The organism is Streptomyces sp. SS1-1 (genome assembly GCF_008973465.1).
Taxonomy (GTDB): domain Bacteria; phylum Actinomycetota; class Actinomycetes; order Streptomycetales; family Streptomycetaceae; genus Streptomyces.
Map to the genome: position 1 here is coordinate 2,931,682 of NZ_WBXN01000004.1, position 13,190 is coordinate 2,944,871.

The window sequence follows — 13,190 nt, forward strand, 5'->3', positions numbered from 1 at the left end:
GCCGTGCCTCTATTTTCCTTCGAACCTTGTGGGGGACCCCGTCCTGCCCTGCACACTTGGGCGCATGAATGACTGGCCCCAGGCATGGCCCGACGACGACCGCGGCAACGGTTACGGACGCGGCAGCGCGAACGCGCGGCCGGAGAGCGCCCGTGTGATGCGGCAGGTCCGCCGCGGCCAGGGCGCGCCGCCCGGGCAGGGCTACGGCGGTGTGCCCCGGCAGCCGTCGTACGTCGACGGCCAGGGGCACGGCGGCCACGGCGACGGGTACGACAGCGGCTACAACACCGGCCAGGTGTACGGCGGCGGAGGCGGCGGCCACGACGGCTCCGGGCCCGGCGGCCGGCCCGCGCCGAACTGGCGGCGCCGGATCAAGGTGACCGCGATCACCCTGGTCACGCTGCTGGTCGTGACGAGCGTCGCCACCTACTTCTGGGCCGACTCCAAGCTGAACCGCGAGGTCGACCTGTCCAAGGTCATCGACCGGCCGGAGGCGGGCGAGGGCACCAACTACCTGATCGTCGGTTCCGACAGCCGTGAGGGCATGACCGACGAGCAGAAGAAGAACCTGCACACCGGGTCCGCCGAGGGCAAGCGCACGGACTCGATGATGATCCTGCACACCGGAGGCGGCAGCCCCACGCTGGTCTCGCTGCCCCGTGACTCGAACATCACGATCCCGTCGTACAAGGGCTCGGAGTCCGGGAAGCTCTACCAGGGCACCGGGCGGCAGACGAAGCTGAACGCCGCCTACGCGGAGGACGGCCCGGAACTGCTCGTGCGCACCGTCGAGGCCAACACCGGGCTGCACATCGACCATTACGTCGAGATCGGCTTCGCCGGCTTCGCGAACATCGTGGACTCGGTCGGCGGCGTCGAGATCGACATCCCCCGGGACATCAAGGACAAGAAGTCCGGCGCCGACTTCAAGAAGGGCAAGCAGACCCTGAACGGCGAGGAGTCCCTGGCCTTCGTCCGCACCCGGTACGCGCTGCCCGGCTCCGACCTGGACCGCACCAAGAACCAGCAGAAGTTCCTGTCGGCCCTGGCGAACCAGGTGGCGACCCCGGGCACCGTCCTGAACCCCTTCAAGCTCTACCCGACGATGGGCGCCGGCCTGGACTCGCTGATCGTCGACGAGGACATGGGCCTGTGGGACCTGGCCTCCATGTTCTGGGCGATGAAGGACGTCAGCGGCGGCGACGGCACGTCGATGAACATGCCGATCTCGGGCAGCACCGGCAACGGCAACCTCCAGTGGGACACCGCGAAGGTGAAGAAGCTGGTGGAGGAGCTGAAGAACGACGAGACGGTGACCGTCTCCGGCAAGTAGGCGGCCGCACACGAGCGAGCGAGGGCACCCCGGGCGGGGTGCCCTCGTCCGTCTGCCGGGCGGTGTCACATCGTGGCGCCCGCCATCGCGCGACAGGTCGCGGCGCAGCGGCGACACGCCTCGGCGCAGCGCATCATCTGCGGATCGTCCGGCATGGACATACACGCCTCCGCGCACATCTCGCACGCCTTGGCGCACATCGCGCACATCTCCGCCGACATCGGCGAGCGGCGCATCATCATGTCGGCGCACATACGGGTCGTCTCGGCGCAGTCCATCAGCGCCCGCATGACCTGCATCTGGGCCTGGCCACCCATCTGCATGACGGAGCTCATGGTCTCCTCGCAGACGGTGTGGCACGTCATGCAGGCGTCGACGCAGTCCTGCATCTCCTTGGTCATCGCGGGCATGGTTCCGGGCTGGGTCATGACTCCTCCTGGGGACGCGGGAGCCCGGGGCGGGCCCCGTGCCCTTCCGTCCTACGCCCGCCCGGAGCGGGCCGCCATCGGGCGTTCGCCACCATTTCCCCACAGAAGTAGCACACAGTGCACACTCCCGGATTTCGCCCGACCCGCCGTCGCGGGCCCGAACGAGTGAAGGGCGCCCGGAGCACCCGGACGCCCTTCCTCGTCAAGTCGCGTGACGTTACGGCAGGTTGCGCGCCATCACGATCCGCTGGACCTGGTTCGTGCCCTCGTAGATTTGCGTGATCTTCGCGTCGCGCATCATGCGCTCCACCGGGTAGTCGCGGGTGTAGCCGTAGCCGCCGAGGAGCTGGACGGCGTCGGTGGTGACCTCCATGGCGGCGTCGGAGGCGAAGCACTTGGCCGCGGCGCCGAGGTAGGTGAGGTCGGCGTCGCCGCGCTCGGAGGCGGCGGCGGCCTGGTAGGTCAGGGCGCGGGCGGCCGAGATCTTCATGGCCATGTCGGCGAGCATGAACTGGATGCCCTGGAAGTCGGCGATCGGCTTGCCGAACTGCTTGCGCTCCTGGACGTAGCCCTTGGCGTAGTCGAGGGCGCCCTGGGCGATGCCGAGGGCCTGGGCGGCGATGGTGATGCGGGTGTGGTCCAGCGTCTTCATCGCGGTGGCGAAGCCGGTGCCCTCCTCGCCGATCATGCGGTCCGCGGGGATGCGGACGTTGTCCAGGTAGACCTCGCGGGTCGGGGAGCCCTTGATGCCGAGCTTCTTCTCGGGGGCACCGAAGGAGACGCCCTCGTCGCCCTTCTCGACCACGAAGGCGGAGATGCCCTTGGAGCGCTTGGTCGGGTCGGTGACGGCCATGACCGTGTAGAACTCGGAGACGCCGGCGTTGGTGATCCAGCGCTTCACGCCGTTGAGGACCCAGTGGTCGCCGTCGCGGACGGCCTTGGTCTTCATGCCGGCCGCGTCGGAGCCCGCGTCGGGCTCGGAGAGGCAGTAGGAGAACATGCCGTCGCCCTTGGCGAGCGGGGCCATGTACTTCTTCTTCAGCTCCTCGGAGCCGGAGAGGATGACCGGCAGCGAGCCGAGCTTGTTCACGGCGGGGATGAGGGAGGAGGACGCGCAGACGCGGGCCACCTCCTCGATCACGATGACCGTGGCGAGGGCGTCGGCGCCCGCGCCGCCGTACTCCTCGGGGACGTGCACGGCGTGCAGGTCGTTGGCCACGAGGGCGTCGTGCGCCTCCTGCGGGAAGCGCGCCTCCTCGTCCACCGCCGTGGCGTGCGGCGCGATCTTCGCCTCGGCCAGCGAGCGGATCGCGTCGCGGAGCATGTCGTGCTCCTCGGTCGGGCGGTACAGGTCGAAGTCAGCCGATCCGGCCAAGGTCTCTCACGCTCCAAGGACGCTCGTGTGGCAAGGGTGATGCCGACGCTAATTACCGTTAAGTAACTCAAATTTTAGAGGTCGCCCCACGGGACTGATACGTGAGCTTGGCGACAGCGGGGAATCTGCCCGCCGGGCCCGTTGACTATGCTCGGGCGCGCATCGCCCGTCCTCACTTACGGAGTCCCCTCATGGCCCTCAAGATCACCGTGATCGGCACCGGCTATCTCGGCGCCACGCACGCCGCGGCCATGGCCGAGCTCGGGTTCGAGGTGCTGGGGCTGGACGTGGTGCCCGAGAAGATCGAGATGCTGGGCCGCGGCGAGGTGCCGATGTTCGAGCCGGGCCTGGAGGACCTGCTGCGCAAGCACGTCGCCGGGATCGAGGGCTCGACGGGGCGGCTGCGGTTCACGATGGACTGGGCGGAGGCCGCCGAGTTCGGCGACGTGCACTTCGTCTGCGTGAACACGCCGCAGAAGCACGGTGAGTACGCCTGCGACATGAGTTACGTCGACGCGGCGGTCGAGTCGCTCGCCAAGCATCTGAGCCGGCCGTGCCTGGTCGTCGGCAAGTCGACGGTGCCAGTGGGCAGCGCGGACCGCCTCGCGGCGCGGCTGCGCGAGCTGGCGCCCGGCGGCGACGAGGTGGAGCTGGCCTGGAACCCGGAGTTCCTGCGGGAGGGCTTCGCCGTGCGGGACACGCTGCACCCGGACCGGATCGTGGTGGGCGTGCGCAGCGAGCGCGCGGAGAAGCTGCTGCGCGAGGTGTACGCGACGCCGATCGCGGACGGCTCCCCGTTCGTGGTCACGGACTTCCCGACGGCCGAGCTGGTGAAGACGTCGGCGAACTCGTTCCTCGCCACGAAGATCTCCTTCATCAACGCGATGGCCGAGGTGTGCGAGGCGGCCGGCGGCGATGTCGCGAAGCTGGCGGAGGCCATCGGGCACGACGACCGCATCGGCAAGAAGTTCCTGCGGGCGGGGATCGGGTTCGGCGGCGGCTGCCTGCCGAAGGACATCCGGGCGTTCATGGCGCGGGCGGGCGAGCTGGGCGCGGACCAGGCGCTGACGTTCCTGCGTGAGATCGACTCGATCAACATGCGTCAGCGCGGTCAGATGGTGGAGCTGGCGCGCCAGGCGCTGGGCGGCGGGCCGTTCCTGGGTAAGCGGGTCGCCGTGCTGGGTGCCACGTTCAAGCCGGACTCGGACGACGTGCGCGACTCGCCGGCGCTGAACGTGGCCGGGCAGATCCATCTGCAGGGCGGCCAGGTCACGGTGTACGACCCGAAGGGCATGGCGAACGCCCGCCGGCTGTTCCCAACGCTCGGGTACGCGGACACCGCCATCGAGGCGGTGCGGGGCGCTGACGTGGTGCTGCACCTGACGGAGTGGCGGGAGTTCCGTGAGCTGGACCCGCGGGAGCTGGGCGAGGTGGCGGCGGAGCGCCTGATCCTGGACGGCCGCAACGCCCTGGACCCGGAGCTGTGGCGGGGCGCGGGCTGGACGTACCGGGCGATGGGCCGGCCGACGGCCTAGCCTTTTCCTCCGACGTACGAAGGACGCCGTTTCGGCCGAGGCTCAGTCGGCCGAAACGGCGTCCTTCGCATTCTGCCGCACACCACCGCGCATTGCCGAATGAATCTTCAACAACCTTGTCAAAAGGTGCGTCCGGTGGCTCATTTCGCTCGGTAGCGGCGCATCTTGGCGCGTGCCCCGCACACCTGCATCGAGCACCAGCGGCCACGGCCGGCGGGGCTGCGGTCGTAGTACGCCCAGTGGCAGTCGGCCGCCTCGCAGGCCTTCAGGCGCGTCCAGGTGCCCTCGACGAGGCCCTGGGCGACGGCGGCGGCGACCCGGGAGAGCAAGGGCGCGCCGCCGGTGGGGGTGAGCCGGGCCGAGCCGTCGGCGGGGTCGACGGCGACGACGAGGGGGGCGGCGGCGAGCAGGTCGCCGAGCGGGGTGACCGTGCGGTGCGGCGGGTGCCCGGCGTGGGCGAGCAGGGCCGCGCGCAGGGATTCCCGCAGTTCGCGCGCGGCGGCCAGGTCCGTCTCCGTCAGCCCGAGGCGGGCCCGGCCCTCGGCCGTGTCGAGCGCGTCCGCGCCGGACTCCAGGTCCACCGTGTTGACCAGGGCCTGGACCAGTTCCAGGGCGCCGGGCGCGGGCGATCTGTCACTCATGGCTGCCGCTGTCTCCGCTTCTCGCATATCCCCTTGCGACGTTACCTCCTGTACGGGAGCATGAGGTAACGCGGTTACCGGTTGACCCGCTCTGCCGGTAACTCCCGTCGCTTCGAGGAGGAAGTCATGGCCATCGCCGAAGTGGGCTCCGTCGTCCTGGACTGTCCCGACCCGCGTGCGCTCGCCGAGTTCTACGCCAAGGTGCTGGACGGCACGATCGTGGACGAGGGCGACTGGGTGGACGTGAAGGTGCCCGGCGGGCCGACGCTGGCCTTCCAGGCCGCGCCCGGCTGGGTACCGCCGCGCTGGCCCTCGCCGGAGCAGTCGCAGCAGTTCCATCTGGACCTGACCGTCGAGGACCTCGACACGGCCGAGAAGGCGGTGCTGGAGCTGGGCGCGACGCCGCTGGAGGCCGACGACCGCGAGCGGACCTTCCGGGTTTACGCGGATCCGGCGGGGCACCCGTTCTGCCTCTGCGCCTGCTGACGAGGAGGACCTCCATGGCACCCGCGGCGCGTCTGCGTTCCGTCGTCGTCGACTGCCCCGACCCGCGCGCCCTGGCCCGCTTCTACGCGGGCGTCGGCGGCGGCACCCCGCAGGACGAGGACCCGGACTGGGTCGTGCTGCGGCTCCCGGACGGGCCCCGGCTGGCCTTCCAGCGGGCGCCCGGGTACGCCCCGCCGGACTGGCCGCAGGCCGACCACGACTCCCAGCAGTTCCACCTCGACTTCGACGCCGGGTCCACCTGGGAGGAGGTCGACCTGGCGGAGGGGAAGGTGCTGAAGCTGGGCGCGCGGCTGCTCCAGGCGCAGGACGAGGAGGGCTTCCGGGTGTACGCCGACCCGGTGGGCCATCCGTTCTGCCTGTGCCGGATCGACGAGGGCTGAGCCGGGCGGCGCTCAGCCGTCCAGGTCGGTGATCGTGGCCGTCGAGGGTTGCCGGCGGCGCTGCGCCTCACGGGCGGCGAAGTCGGCCTCACGCAGCACCCGCTGGACGTTCCCCCAGGTCAGCAGGGCGATGTCGGCCTCGGACCAGTCGCGGCGCAGCAGCTCGGCCACGAGTCGCGGGTAGCCGGAGACATCGGCCAGGTCCCGGGGGTGGGCGGTGCCGGTGTCGTAGGTGCCGGACAGGCCGACGCAGTCCGCCCCGGCCAGCGCGCGTACGTGGTCGAGGTGGTCGGCGACGTCCCGGACGGACGGGCCGGTCTGCTCGGCGGTGAGCGGCACCATGCACAGCCCCTTGGCGGCGCCGAGCGCGGCCAGCAGGTCGTCGGAGAGGTTGGCGGGGTGCGGGCGCAGGGCACGGGCCGCGGAGCGCGTGCACAGCACGGGTGCCTTGGAGACCGCGCAGGCCCGGCGGACAGTGTCGGGGTCGGCGCCGGAGAGGTCGGCCAGCACCCCGAGCCGGTTCATCTCGCGCAGGACCTCCTCGCCGAACCGGGTGAGCCCCGCCTCGCCGGCCCAGGACACCCCGGTGAGGGTGAGGGCGCGCAGCCCGAGGCCGTGCAGGGAGCGCAGGATGCCGAGGGAGTCGCCGAGGGCGACGGCCGCGGCGGGTCCGGGCAGGACGGCGATCCGGCCGGTGTGGTGGACATCGGTGACCGGCCCGGGGTCGCAGGCCAGGCGCAGGCCGTCCGGGTGGCCGCGGACGACGGTCCTGACGAGGTCGAGCTGGTCCAGGGTGGCGCCGAGGGCCCGGTCGCCGGTCGTCCCTTCCGGCAGGTGCAGCGCCCAGAACAGCGCGCCGACGCGGCCCTCGCGCAGGCGCGGCACATCGGTGCCGACGGCGCTCTCACCGAGTTCCAGGTCGAACCAGGACAGCGGGCGCAGCGCCCGGGACAGGCCGCTGCAGCCGTCGGCGACGGGGTGGGCGTCGAGCAGGGCGCGGGCCCGTTGGAGCAGGTCGGCCGCCGCGGGGTCCGGGACGGGGGCGGTGGGTTCCCCGACGGCCGGCGCGGGCAGGTCGTCCGTCGCGCCGGCCTCGGCCCCGGCGTCGTACTTGAGCTCTGCCATGGCGGTCTCCGTACGGGATCGGCGGTGCTGATCAGCGGTACGGTTCACCGTCGCACGGGGGCGCGGGGGCTTCTCGGTGAGTGGCGCGTTCGGGGGTGGGCGGGGCGCGGCGGCCCCGCCCACCCTCCTGGTCAGGCGTCCAGCTCCGCGAGGGTGGCGTTGGACGGTCCGCGGGTGGCCTGGAGGTCGCGGGCGACGTCCTCGGCGGCGCCGAGCACCCGGACGGCGTTGCGCCAGGTCAGCTTGGCCAGGTCGGTCCTCGACCAGCCGCGGTCCAGCAGCTCGGCGATCAGGTTCGGGTAGCCGGTGACGTCGTTCAGGCCGTCGGGCGTGAACGCGGTGCCGTCGTAGTCGCCGCCGATGCCGAGGTGGTCGATGCCGGCGACCTCGCGCATGTGGTCGAGGTGGTCGGCGACCGTGGCCACGGTGGCGACCGGGCGCGGGTTGCTCTCCTCGAAGGCGCGGTGCACCTTCATCGCCTCGGCGGTGGTGTCGAGGTGGTGGAAGCCGTGCGCCCGCATGTTCTCGTCGGCGGCGGCGGTCCAGTCGACGGCCGCCTGGAGGACGAACTTGGGCACGAACGTGACCATGGCGACGCCACCGTTGGCGGGGAGGCGTTCCAGCACGTCGTCGGGGATGTTGCGCGGGTGGTCGCAGACCGCGCGGGACGAGGAGTGGGAGAAGATCACCGGGGCGGCGGTGGTGTCGAGCGCGTCGCGCATCGTCGTGGCCGCCACGTGCGAGAGGTCGACCAGCATGCCCTCGCGGTTCATCTCCCGCACGACCTCGCGCCCGAAGGCGGACAGGCCGCCCACGCCGGGCTCGTCGGTCGCCGAGTCGGCCCACGCGATGTTGTCGTTGTGCGTGAGCGTCATGTAGCGGACGCCGAGGGCGTACAGCGCCCGCAGCGTGGCCAGGGACTCCGCGATCGAGTGGCCGCCCTCGGCGCCCATCAGGGAGGCGATACGGCCCTCGGCGCGGGCCGCCTCCATGTCGGCGGCCGTCAGGGCCGGGCGCAGGTCGTCCGGGTAGCGCGCGAGGAGCTGCCGTACGCAGTCGATCTGCTCCAGGGTGGCGCTGACCGCCTGGTCGCCGGCGAAGTCCGAGCGGACGTACACCGACCAGAACTGGGCGCCCACCCCGCCGGCGCGCAGCCGCGGGATGTCGGTGTGCAGGTGGGCGCTCTGGTCGGCGGCGATGTCGCGGGCCGGTATGTCGTAGCGGACCTGCTCGCGCAGCGCCCACGGCAGGTCGTTGTGGCCGTCGACGACCGGGAACTCGCGCAGCAGGTCCCGGGCGGTCTCCAGGGAGGTCACCGGCGTCACTTCCCGGAGCCGAAGCCGAAGCCGGCCGCGCCCTCGACCTTGGCCCGCAGCCGCTTGCCCTTCTCGGTCGCCTGGTCGTTCAGCTCCTGCTGGAACTCGCTCATCCGCTGCAGCAGCTCCTCGTCGTGCGTGGCGAGGATGCGGGCGGCGAGCAGACCGGCGTTGCGGGCGCCGGCGACGGAGACGGTCGCGACGGGCACACCGGCCGGCATCTGCACGATGGACAGCAGGGAGTCCATGCCGTCGAGGTACTTCAGCGGGACGGGGACGCCGATGACGGGCAGCGGGGTCACGGAGGCGAGCATGCCCGGCAGATGGGCGGCGCCGCCGGCACCGGCGATGATCACCTTCAGGCCGCGCTCGGCCGCCTGCTCGCCGTACGTGATCATCTCGCGGGGCATGCGGTGCGCGGAGACGACGTCGACCTCGTAGGCGATCTCGAACTCGTCGAGGGCCTTGGCGGCGGCCTCCATGACGGGCCAGTCGCTGTCCGACCCCATGACGATGCCAACAACAGGGCTCATTCGGTGATCGTGCCTCTCAGATAGCCGGCAGCGTGACGGGCGCGCTCCAGCACGTCGTCGAGGTCGTCGCCGTAGGTGTTCACGTGTCCGACCTTGCGGCCGGGCTTCACGTCCTTGCCGTACATGTGGATCTTGAGCTGGGGGTCGCGGGCCATGCAGTGCAGGTACGCGGAGTACATGTCCGGGTAGTCGCCGCCGAGGACGTTGACCATGACGGTCCACGTCGCGCGGGGGCGCGGGTCGCCGAGCGGGAGGTCGAGGACGGCCCGGACATGGTTGGCGAACTGGCTGGTGATGGCGCCGTCCTGGCTCCAGTGGCCGGAGTTGTGCGGGCGCATCGCGAGCTCGTTGACGAGGATGCGGCCGTCGCGGGTCTCGAACAGCTCCACGGCGAGGTGCCCGACGACACCGAGCTCCTTCGCGATCCGCAGCGCCATCTCCTCGGCCCGCAGCGCGAGCGCCTCGTCCAGGTGGGGGGCCGGGGCGATCACGGTGTCGCAGACGCCGTCGACCTGCCGCGACTCGACGACCGGGTAGGCGACGGCCTGGCCGTGCGGGGAGCGCACGACGTTGGCGGCGAGCTCGCGGACGTAGTCGACCTTCTCCTCGGCGAGGACCGGGACGCCGGCGCGGAACGGCTCGGCGGCCTCCTCGACGGAGTCGACGACCCAGACGCCCTTGCCGTCGTAGCCGCCGCGGACCGTCTTCAGGACGACGGGGAAGCCGTCCCCCTCGGCGGCGAACGCGGCGACGTCCTGCGGGTCGCTCACGATGCGGTGCCGGGGGCAGGGCACCCCGATCGCATCGAGCCTCGCCCGCATCACGCCCTTGTCCTGGGCGTGCACGAGCGCGTCGGGGCCGGGGCGCACGGGGATGCCGTCCGCCTCCAGGGCCCTGAGGTGCTCGGTGGGTACGTGTTCGTGATCGAAGGTGATCACATCGCACCCCTGCGCGAACGCGCGCAGCGTGTCGAGGTCGCGGTAGTCGCCTACGACGACATCACCGACGACCTGCGCCGCGGAATCCTGAGGAGTGTCACTGAGGAGCTTGAACCTGATGCCGAGCGGGATGCCCGCCTCGTGTGTCATACGAGCGAGCTGACCCCCGCCGACCATGCCGACTACCGGGAACGTCACGCCCCTAGGGTATCGGCCGCGCCGGGGCACCCCTCTTACCGGACTTTTCCAGGGCTCTTCCCGACCCGGGATGTCACGCGCGGGCGATCACCGAGGGGGGTGGTTAGCATGGCTGAGTTGACGACCACCGACCGACAGGAGCCTTCACGACCATGGAACGTGGTTCCTCGGGGCTTCAGGAGGCGCCGGCGGCGCCCGGTACGGTGCGGCAGCGCCTGACCCGGCTGACCCGCGAGGTCGCCAAGTTCGGCGCGGTGGGCGGGGCGGGGCTGCTGGTCAACCTGCTCGTGTTCAACCTCGTACGGCAGGTCACCGATCTGCAGGTGGTGCGGGCGAGCGTCATCGCGACGATCGTCGCCATCGTCTTCAACTACATCGGCTTCCGGTACTTCACCTACCGTGACCGCGACAAGAGCCGCCGTACCAAGGAGATGACCCTCTTCCTGCTGTTCAGCGCGGCGGGCCTGGTCATCGAGAACGGGGTGCTCTACACGGCGACCTACGGGTTCGGCTGGGACAGCCCGCTGCAGAGCAACATCTTCAAGTTCCTCGGCATCGGCATCGCGACCCTGTTCCGCTTCTGGTCCTACCGCACCTGGGTGTTCCGCGCGCTGCCGGTGCAGAAGGATCCCGTGGCCGGCGAGGAAGCGTTCCTGGAGTCCCGCCCGGGCCCGGACAAGCCCGCCCGCCAGCACGTCAGCTGACCCACCGGCCCACCGGCCCGTCTAGCGGACCGTGCGCTCGCCGTCCCCGGACGACTTCTTCGGCGGGGCCGTGCGGGACAGGAACAGGGCGAACACCGGCGGGTTCGTCTGCAGCATCTCCAGCCGTCCCCCGTCCGCCTCGGCGAGGTCGCGGGCCACCGCCAGGCCGATCCCGGTGGAGTTGCGGCCGCTGATGGCGCGCTCGAAGATGCGGGCCCCCAGGTCCTCCGGGATGCCCGGCCCCTCGTCCGTGACCTCGATGACCGCCTGGTTGCCGGTGACGCGGGTGCGCAGCGCCACCGTGCCCCCGCCGTGCATCAGCGAGTTCTCGATCAGGGCGGCCAGCACCTGTGCGACCGCGCCCGGGGTGCCGACCGCCGTCAGATGCCGTTTGCCCGAGCTGACGATGGCCCGGCCCGCGCTGCGGTAGGCCGGGCGCCACTCCGCGAGCTGCTGCTGGATCACCTCGTCGAGGTCGAAGGTGACCGCGGAGCCGCTGCGGGGGTCGCGGGAGTTGGTCAGCAGCCGCTCCACGACGTCCGTCAGGCGCTCCACCTGCGTCAGCGCGATGGTCGCCTCCTCCTTCACCGTGTCGGGGTCGTCGGTGAGGGTGATCTCCTCCAGCCGCATGGACAGCGCGGTCAGCGGGGTGCGCAGTTGGTGCGAGGCGTCGGCGGCCAGGCGCCGCTCCGCCGTCAGCATCCGCGCGATGCGCTCGGCGGAGGAGTCCAGCACGTCGGCGACCCGGTCCAGCTCGGGGACGCCGTAGCGCTTGTGGCGGGGGCGGGGGTCGCCCGAGCCGAGCCGTTCCGCGGTCTCGGCGAGGTCGGTGAGCGGTGAGGCCAGCCGGTTGGCCTGGCGCACCGCGAGCAGGACGGCCGCGATCACCGCGAGCAGCGCCACCGCGGCGATGATCATCAGCGTCCGGCCGACCTCGCGGGTCACGGAGGAGCGGGGCTCCTGGACGGTGACCGACTCGCCCTCCTCGCCCCGCTGACGGGCGCTGATGACGTCCCCGTCGGGCCGGTCGCCGACCTCGATCACGGGCTTGCCGGGGATGCGGATCTCGGCGTAGCGGTCGCCCTGGATCTGATCGCGCAGCACGTCGGCGTCGACGGTCTCGTCGCCGAGCAGCCGGCTGTCGACGATGCTGGCGAGCCGCACCGCCTCGGTGTCCACCCGCTCCTGCGCGGTGTTGGTGATCGTCCGGGTCTCGACGATCACCAGGGACACCCCGAACACGGCGATCACGACGAGGACGACGGCGAGGGTGGACTGGATCAGTCGGCGGCGCATGGCGTGTTACTCACCTGTCGGGCTCGGGAACCGGTACGGGCCCGTGGCTCAGCTCTTCTCGAAGCGGAAGCCGACGCCCCGCACGGTCGCGATGTAGCGGGGGTTCGCCGCGTCGTCGCCCAACTTCTTACGCAGCCAGGAGATGTGCATGTCGAGGGTCTTGGTCGAGGACCACCAGGTGGTGTCCCAGACCTCGCGCATCAGCTGGTCGCGGGTGACCACCCGGCCGGCGTCGCGTACCAGCACCCGCAGCAGGTCGAACTCCTTGGCGGTGAGCTGGAGTTCCTCGTCGCCCATCCAGGCCCGGTGCGACTCGACGTCGATCCGCACGCCGTGCGTGGCGGGCGGCTGCTGGGGCTCGGCGGAGCCGCGCCGCAGCAGGGCCCGGACGCGCGCGAGCAGTTCGGCGAGCCGGAACGGCTTGGTGACGTAGTCGTCGGCGCCCGCGTCCAGTCCCACGACGGTGTCGACCTCGTCGGCGCGCGCGGTCAGGATCAGGATGGGCACGGCGTGACCGTCGGCCCGCAGCCGGCGGGCCACCTCGAGGCCGTCCATGCCGGGCAGCCCGAGGTCGAGCACGACGAGGTCGATACCGCCCTGCATCCCGGCGTCGAGGGCGGTGGGCCCGTCCTCGCGGACCTCGACCTCGTACCCTTCCCGGCGCAGTGCGCGGGCCAGCGGCTCCGAAATGGACGCGTCGTCCTCGGCGAGCAGTACTCGGGTCATGAGCTGATGGTAGTCCGCCCGCGTCGGGCGCCGGGGTGGGATCGGACCCGTGGCTCTTACCGTCCTCCAGCGCTCTTCTTACCTTCTTCGGGGGCTGGTACAGACCATGCATGGAAGGTGCGACCCTGGAAGGGCCTTCGAATGCATGTGCACGG

14 protein-coding genes are annotated in these 13,190 nt (G+C 71.4%); 5 read left to right on the top strand and 9 right to left on the bottom strand.

What is annotated here, in order from left to right; translation table 11 throughout:
• Nucleotides 1-64 precede the first annotated feature (64 nt).
• Nucleotides 65-1,333, top strand: coding sequence for an LCP family protein (locus F8R89_RS14455; RefSeq protein WP_151784361.1), 1,269 nt, complete (start codon nt 65-67; stop codon nt 1,331-1,333).
• A 65-nt stretch (nt 1,334-1,398) separates the two neighbouring features.
• Here F8R89_RS14455 and F8R89_RS14460 read toward each other — a convergent pair whose 3' ends face one another.
• Together F8R89_RS14460 and F8R89_RS14465 are read right to left on the bottom strand one after the other, a co-directional pair.
• A complete protein-coding gene (locus F8R89_RS14460; protein ID WP_151784362.1) occupies nt 1,399-1,761 on the bottom strand; it encodes a four-helix bundle copper-binding protein in 363 nt (120 codons plus the stop codon).
• Nucleotides 1,762-1,978: 217 nt separating this feature from the next.
• Entirely contained in the window at nt 1,979-3,136 is a 1,158-nt protein-coding gene (locus tag F8R89_RS14465) for an acyl-CoA dehydrogenase (RefSeq protein WP_151784363.1), read from the bottom strand.
• A gap of 191 nt (nt 3,137-3,327) precedes the next feature.
• Here F8R89_RS14465 and F8R89_RS14470 point away from each other — a divergent pair, with 191 nt between their 5' ends.
• A complete protein-coding gene (locus F8R89_RS14470; RefSeq protein WP_151784364.1) occupies nt 3,328-4,671 on the top strand; it encodes a UDP-glucose dehydrogenase family protein in 1,344 nt (447 codons plus the stop codon).
• 140 nt (nt 4,672-4,811) lie between these two features.
• On the opposite strand, the gene F8R89_RS14475 is transcribed toward F8R89_RS14470, so the two are convergent.
• On the bottom strand, nt 4,812-5,312 hold the full coding sequence (locus F8R89_RS14475; RefSeq protein WP_151784365.1) for a CGNR zinc finger domain-containing protein: 501 nt from the start codon (nt 5,310-5,312) through the stop codon (nt 4,812-4,814).
• Nucleotides 5,313-5,438: 126 nt separating this feature from the next.
• Between F8R89_RS14475 and F8R89_RS14480 the strand changes: the two genes are divergently transcribed.
• Nucleotides 5,439-5,798, top strand: coding sequence for a VOC family protein (locus F8R89_RS14480; RefSeq protein WP_151784366.1), 360 nt, complete (start codon nt 5,439-5,441; stop codon nt 5,796-5,798).
• Nucleotides 5,799-5,812: 14 nt separating this feature from the next.
• A complete protein-coding gene (locus F8R89_RS14485) occupies nt 5,813-6,199 on the top strand; it encodes a VOC family protein (protein ID WP_151784367.1) in 387 nt (128 codons plus the stop codon).
• Nucleotides 6,200-6,211: 12 nt separating this feature from the next.
• On the opposite strand, the gene F8R89_RS14490 is transcribed toward F8R89_RS14485, so the two are convergent.
• From F8R89_RS14490 to F8R89_RS14505, 4 genes are all read right to left on the bottom strand, one after another.
• Nucleotides 6,212-7,324 (bottom strand): dipeptidase, encoded by a 1,113-nt coding sequence (locus tag F8R89_RS14490; protein WP_151784368.1) that lies wholly within the window; start codon nt 7,322-7,324, stop codon nt 6,212-6,214.
• Nucleotides 7,325-7,455: 131 nt separating this feature from the next.
• The gene (locus F8R89_RS14495) at nt 7,456-8,640 is read right to left on the bottom strand and encodes a dipeptidase (protein ID WP_192806126.1); all 1,185 of its coding nucleotides are present in this window, start codon (nt 8,638-8,640) and stop codon (nt 7,456-7,458) included.
• Nucleotides 8,641-8,645: 5 nt separating this feature from the next.
• Entirely contained in the window at nt 8,646-9,173 is a 528-nt protein-coding gene (gene purE / locus F8R89_RS14500; RefSeq protein WP_151784370.1) for a 5-(carboxyamino)imidazole ribonucleotide mutase, read from the bottom strand.
• Nucleotides 9,170-10,309, bottom strand: a complete 1,140-nt coding sequence (locus F8R89_RS14505) for a 5-(carboxyamino)imidazole ribonucleotide synthase (RefSeq protein ID WP_151784371.1) — start codon at nt 10,307-10,309, stop codon at nt 9,170-9,172. The genes purE and F8R89_RS14505 overlap by 4 nt, the downstream gene beginning before the upstream one ends.
• 152 nt (nt 10,310-10,461) lie before the next feature.
• On the opposite strand from F8R89_RS14505, the gene F8R89_RS14510 reads away from it, so the two are divergent.
• Nucleotides 10,462-11,013 carry a GtrA family protein gene (locus tag F8R89_RS14510; protein ID WP_151784372.1) on the top strand — a complete coding sequence of 184 codons (552 nt, stop codon included), beginning with the start codon at nt 10,462-10,464 and terminating at the stop codon, nt 11,011-11,013.
• 21 nt (nt 11,014-11,034) lie between these two features.
• Here F8R89_RS14510 and F8R89_RS14515 read toward each other — a convergent pair whose 3' ends face one another.
• Both F8R89_RS14515 and F8R89_RS14520 read right to left on the bottom strand, forming a co-directional pair.
• Nucleotides 11,035-12,309, bottom strand: coding sequence for an ATP-binding protein (locus F8R89_RS14515; protein ID WP_151784373.1), 1,275 nt, complete (start codon nt 12,307-12,309; stop codon nt 11,035-11,037).
• A 48-nt stretch (nt 12,310-12,357) separates the two neighbouring features.
• Entirely contained in the window at nt 12,358-13,035 is a 678-nt protein-coding gene (locus F8R89_RS14520) for a response regulator transcription factor (RefSeq protein ID WP_055624243.1), read from the bottom strand.
• Nucleotides 13,036-13,190 lie beyond the last annotated feature (155 nt).

Excerpts from the sequence above, each read along its gene's own strand:
- F8R89_RS14455 (WP_151784361.1), top strand. The coding sequence starts at position 65 with ATGAATGACTGGCCCCAGGCATGGCCCGACGACGACCGCGGCAACGGT.
- F8R89_RS14460 (WP_151784362.1), bottom strand. The coding sequence starts at position 1,761 with ATGACCCAGCCCGGAACCATGCCCGCGATGACCAAGGAGATGCAGGAC.
- F8R89_RS14470 (WP_151784364.1), top strand. The coding sequence starts at position 3,328 with ATGGCCCTCAAGATCACCGTGATCGGCACCGGCTATCTCGGCGCCACG.
- F8R89_RS14475 (WP_151784365.1), bottom strand. The coding sequence starts at position 5,312 with ATGAGTGACAGATCGCCCGCGCCCGGCGCCCTGGAACTGGTCCAGGCC.
- F8R89_RS14480 (WP_151784366.1), top strand. The coding sequence starts at position 5,439 with ATGGCCATCGCCGAAGTGGGCTCCGTCGTCCTGGACTGTCCCGACCCG.
- F8R89_RS14485 (WP_151784367.1), top strand. The coding sequence starts at position 5,813 with ATGGCACCCGCGGCGCGTCTGCGTTCCGTCGTCGTCGACTGCCCCGAC.
- F8R89_RS14490 (WP_151784368.1), bottom strand. The coding sequence starts at position 7,324 with ATGGCAGAGCTCAAGTACGACGCCGGGGCCGAGGCCGGCGCGACGGAC.
- purE (WP_151784370.1), bottom strand. The coding sequence starts at position 9,173 with ATGAGCCCTGTTGTTGGCATCGTCATGGGGTCGGACAGCGACTGGCCC.
- F8R89_RS14510 (WP_151784372.1), top strand. The coding sequence starts at position 10,462 with ATGGAACGTGGTTCCTCGGGGCTTCAGGAGGCGCCGGCGGCGCCCGGT.
- F8R89_RS14515 (WP_151784373.1), bottom strand. The coding sequence starts at position 12,309 with ATGCGCCGCCGACTGATCCAGTCCACCCTCGCCGTCGTCCTCGTCGTG.
- F8R89_RS14520 (WP_055624243.1), bottom strand. The coding sequence starts at position 13,035 with ATGACCCGAGTACTGCTCGCCGAGGACGACGCGTCCATTTCGGAGCCG.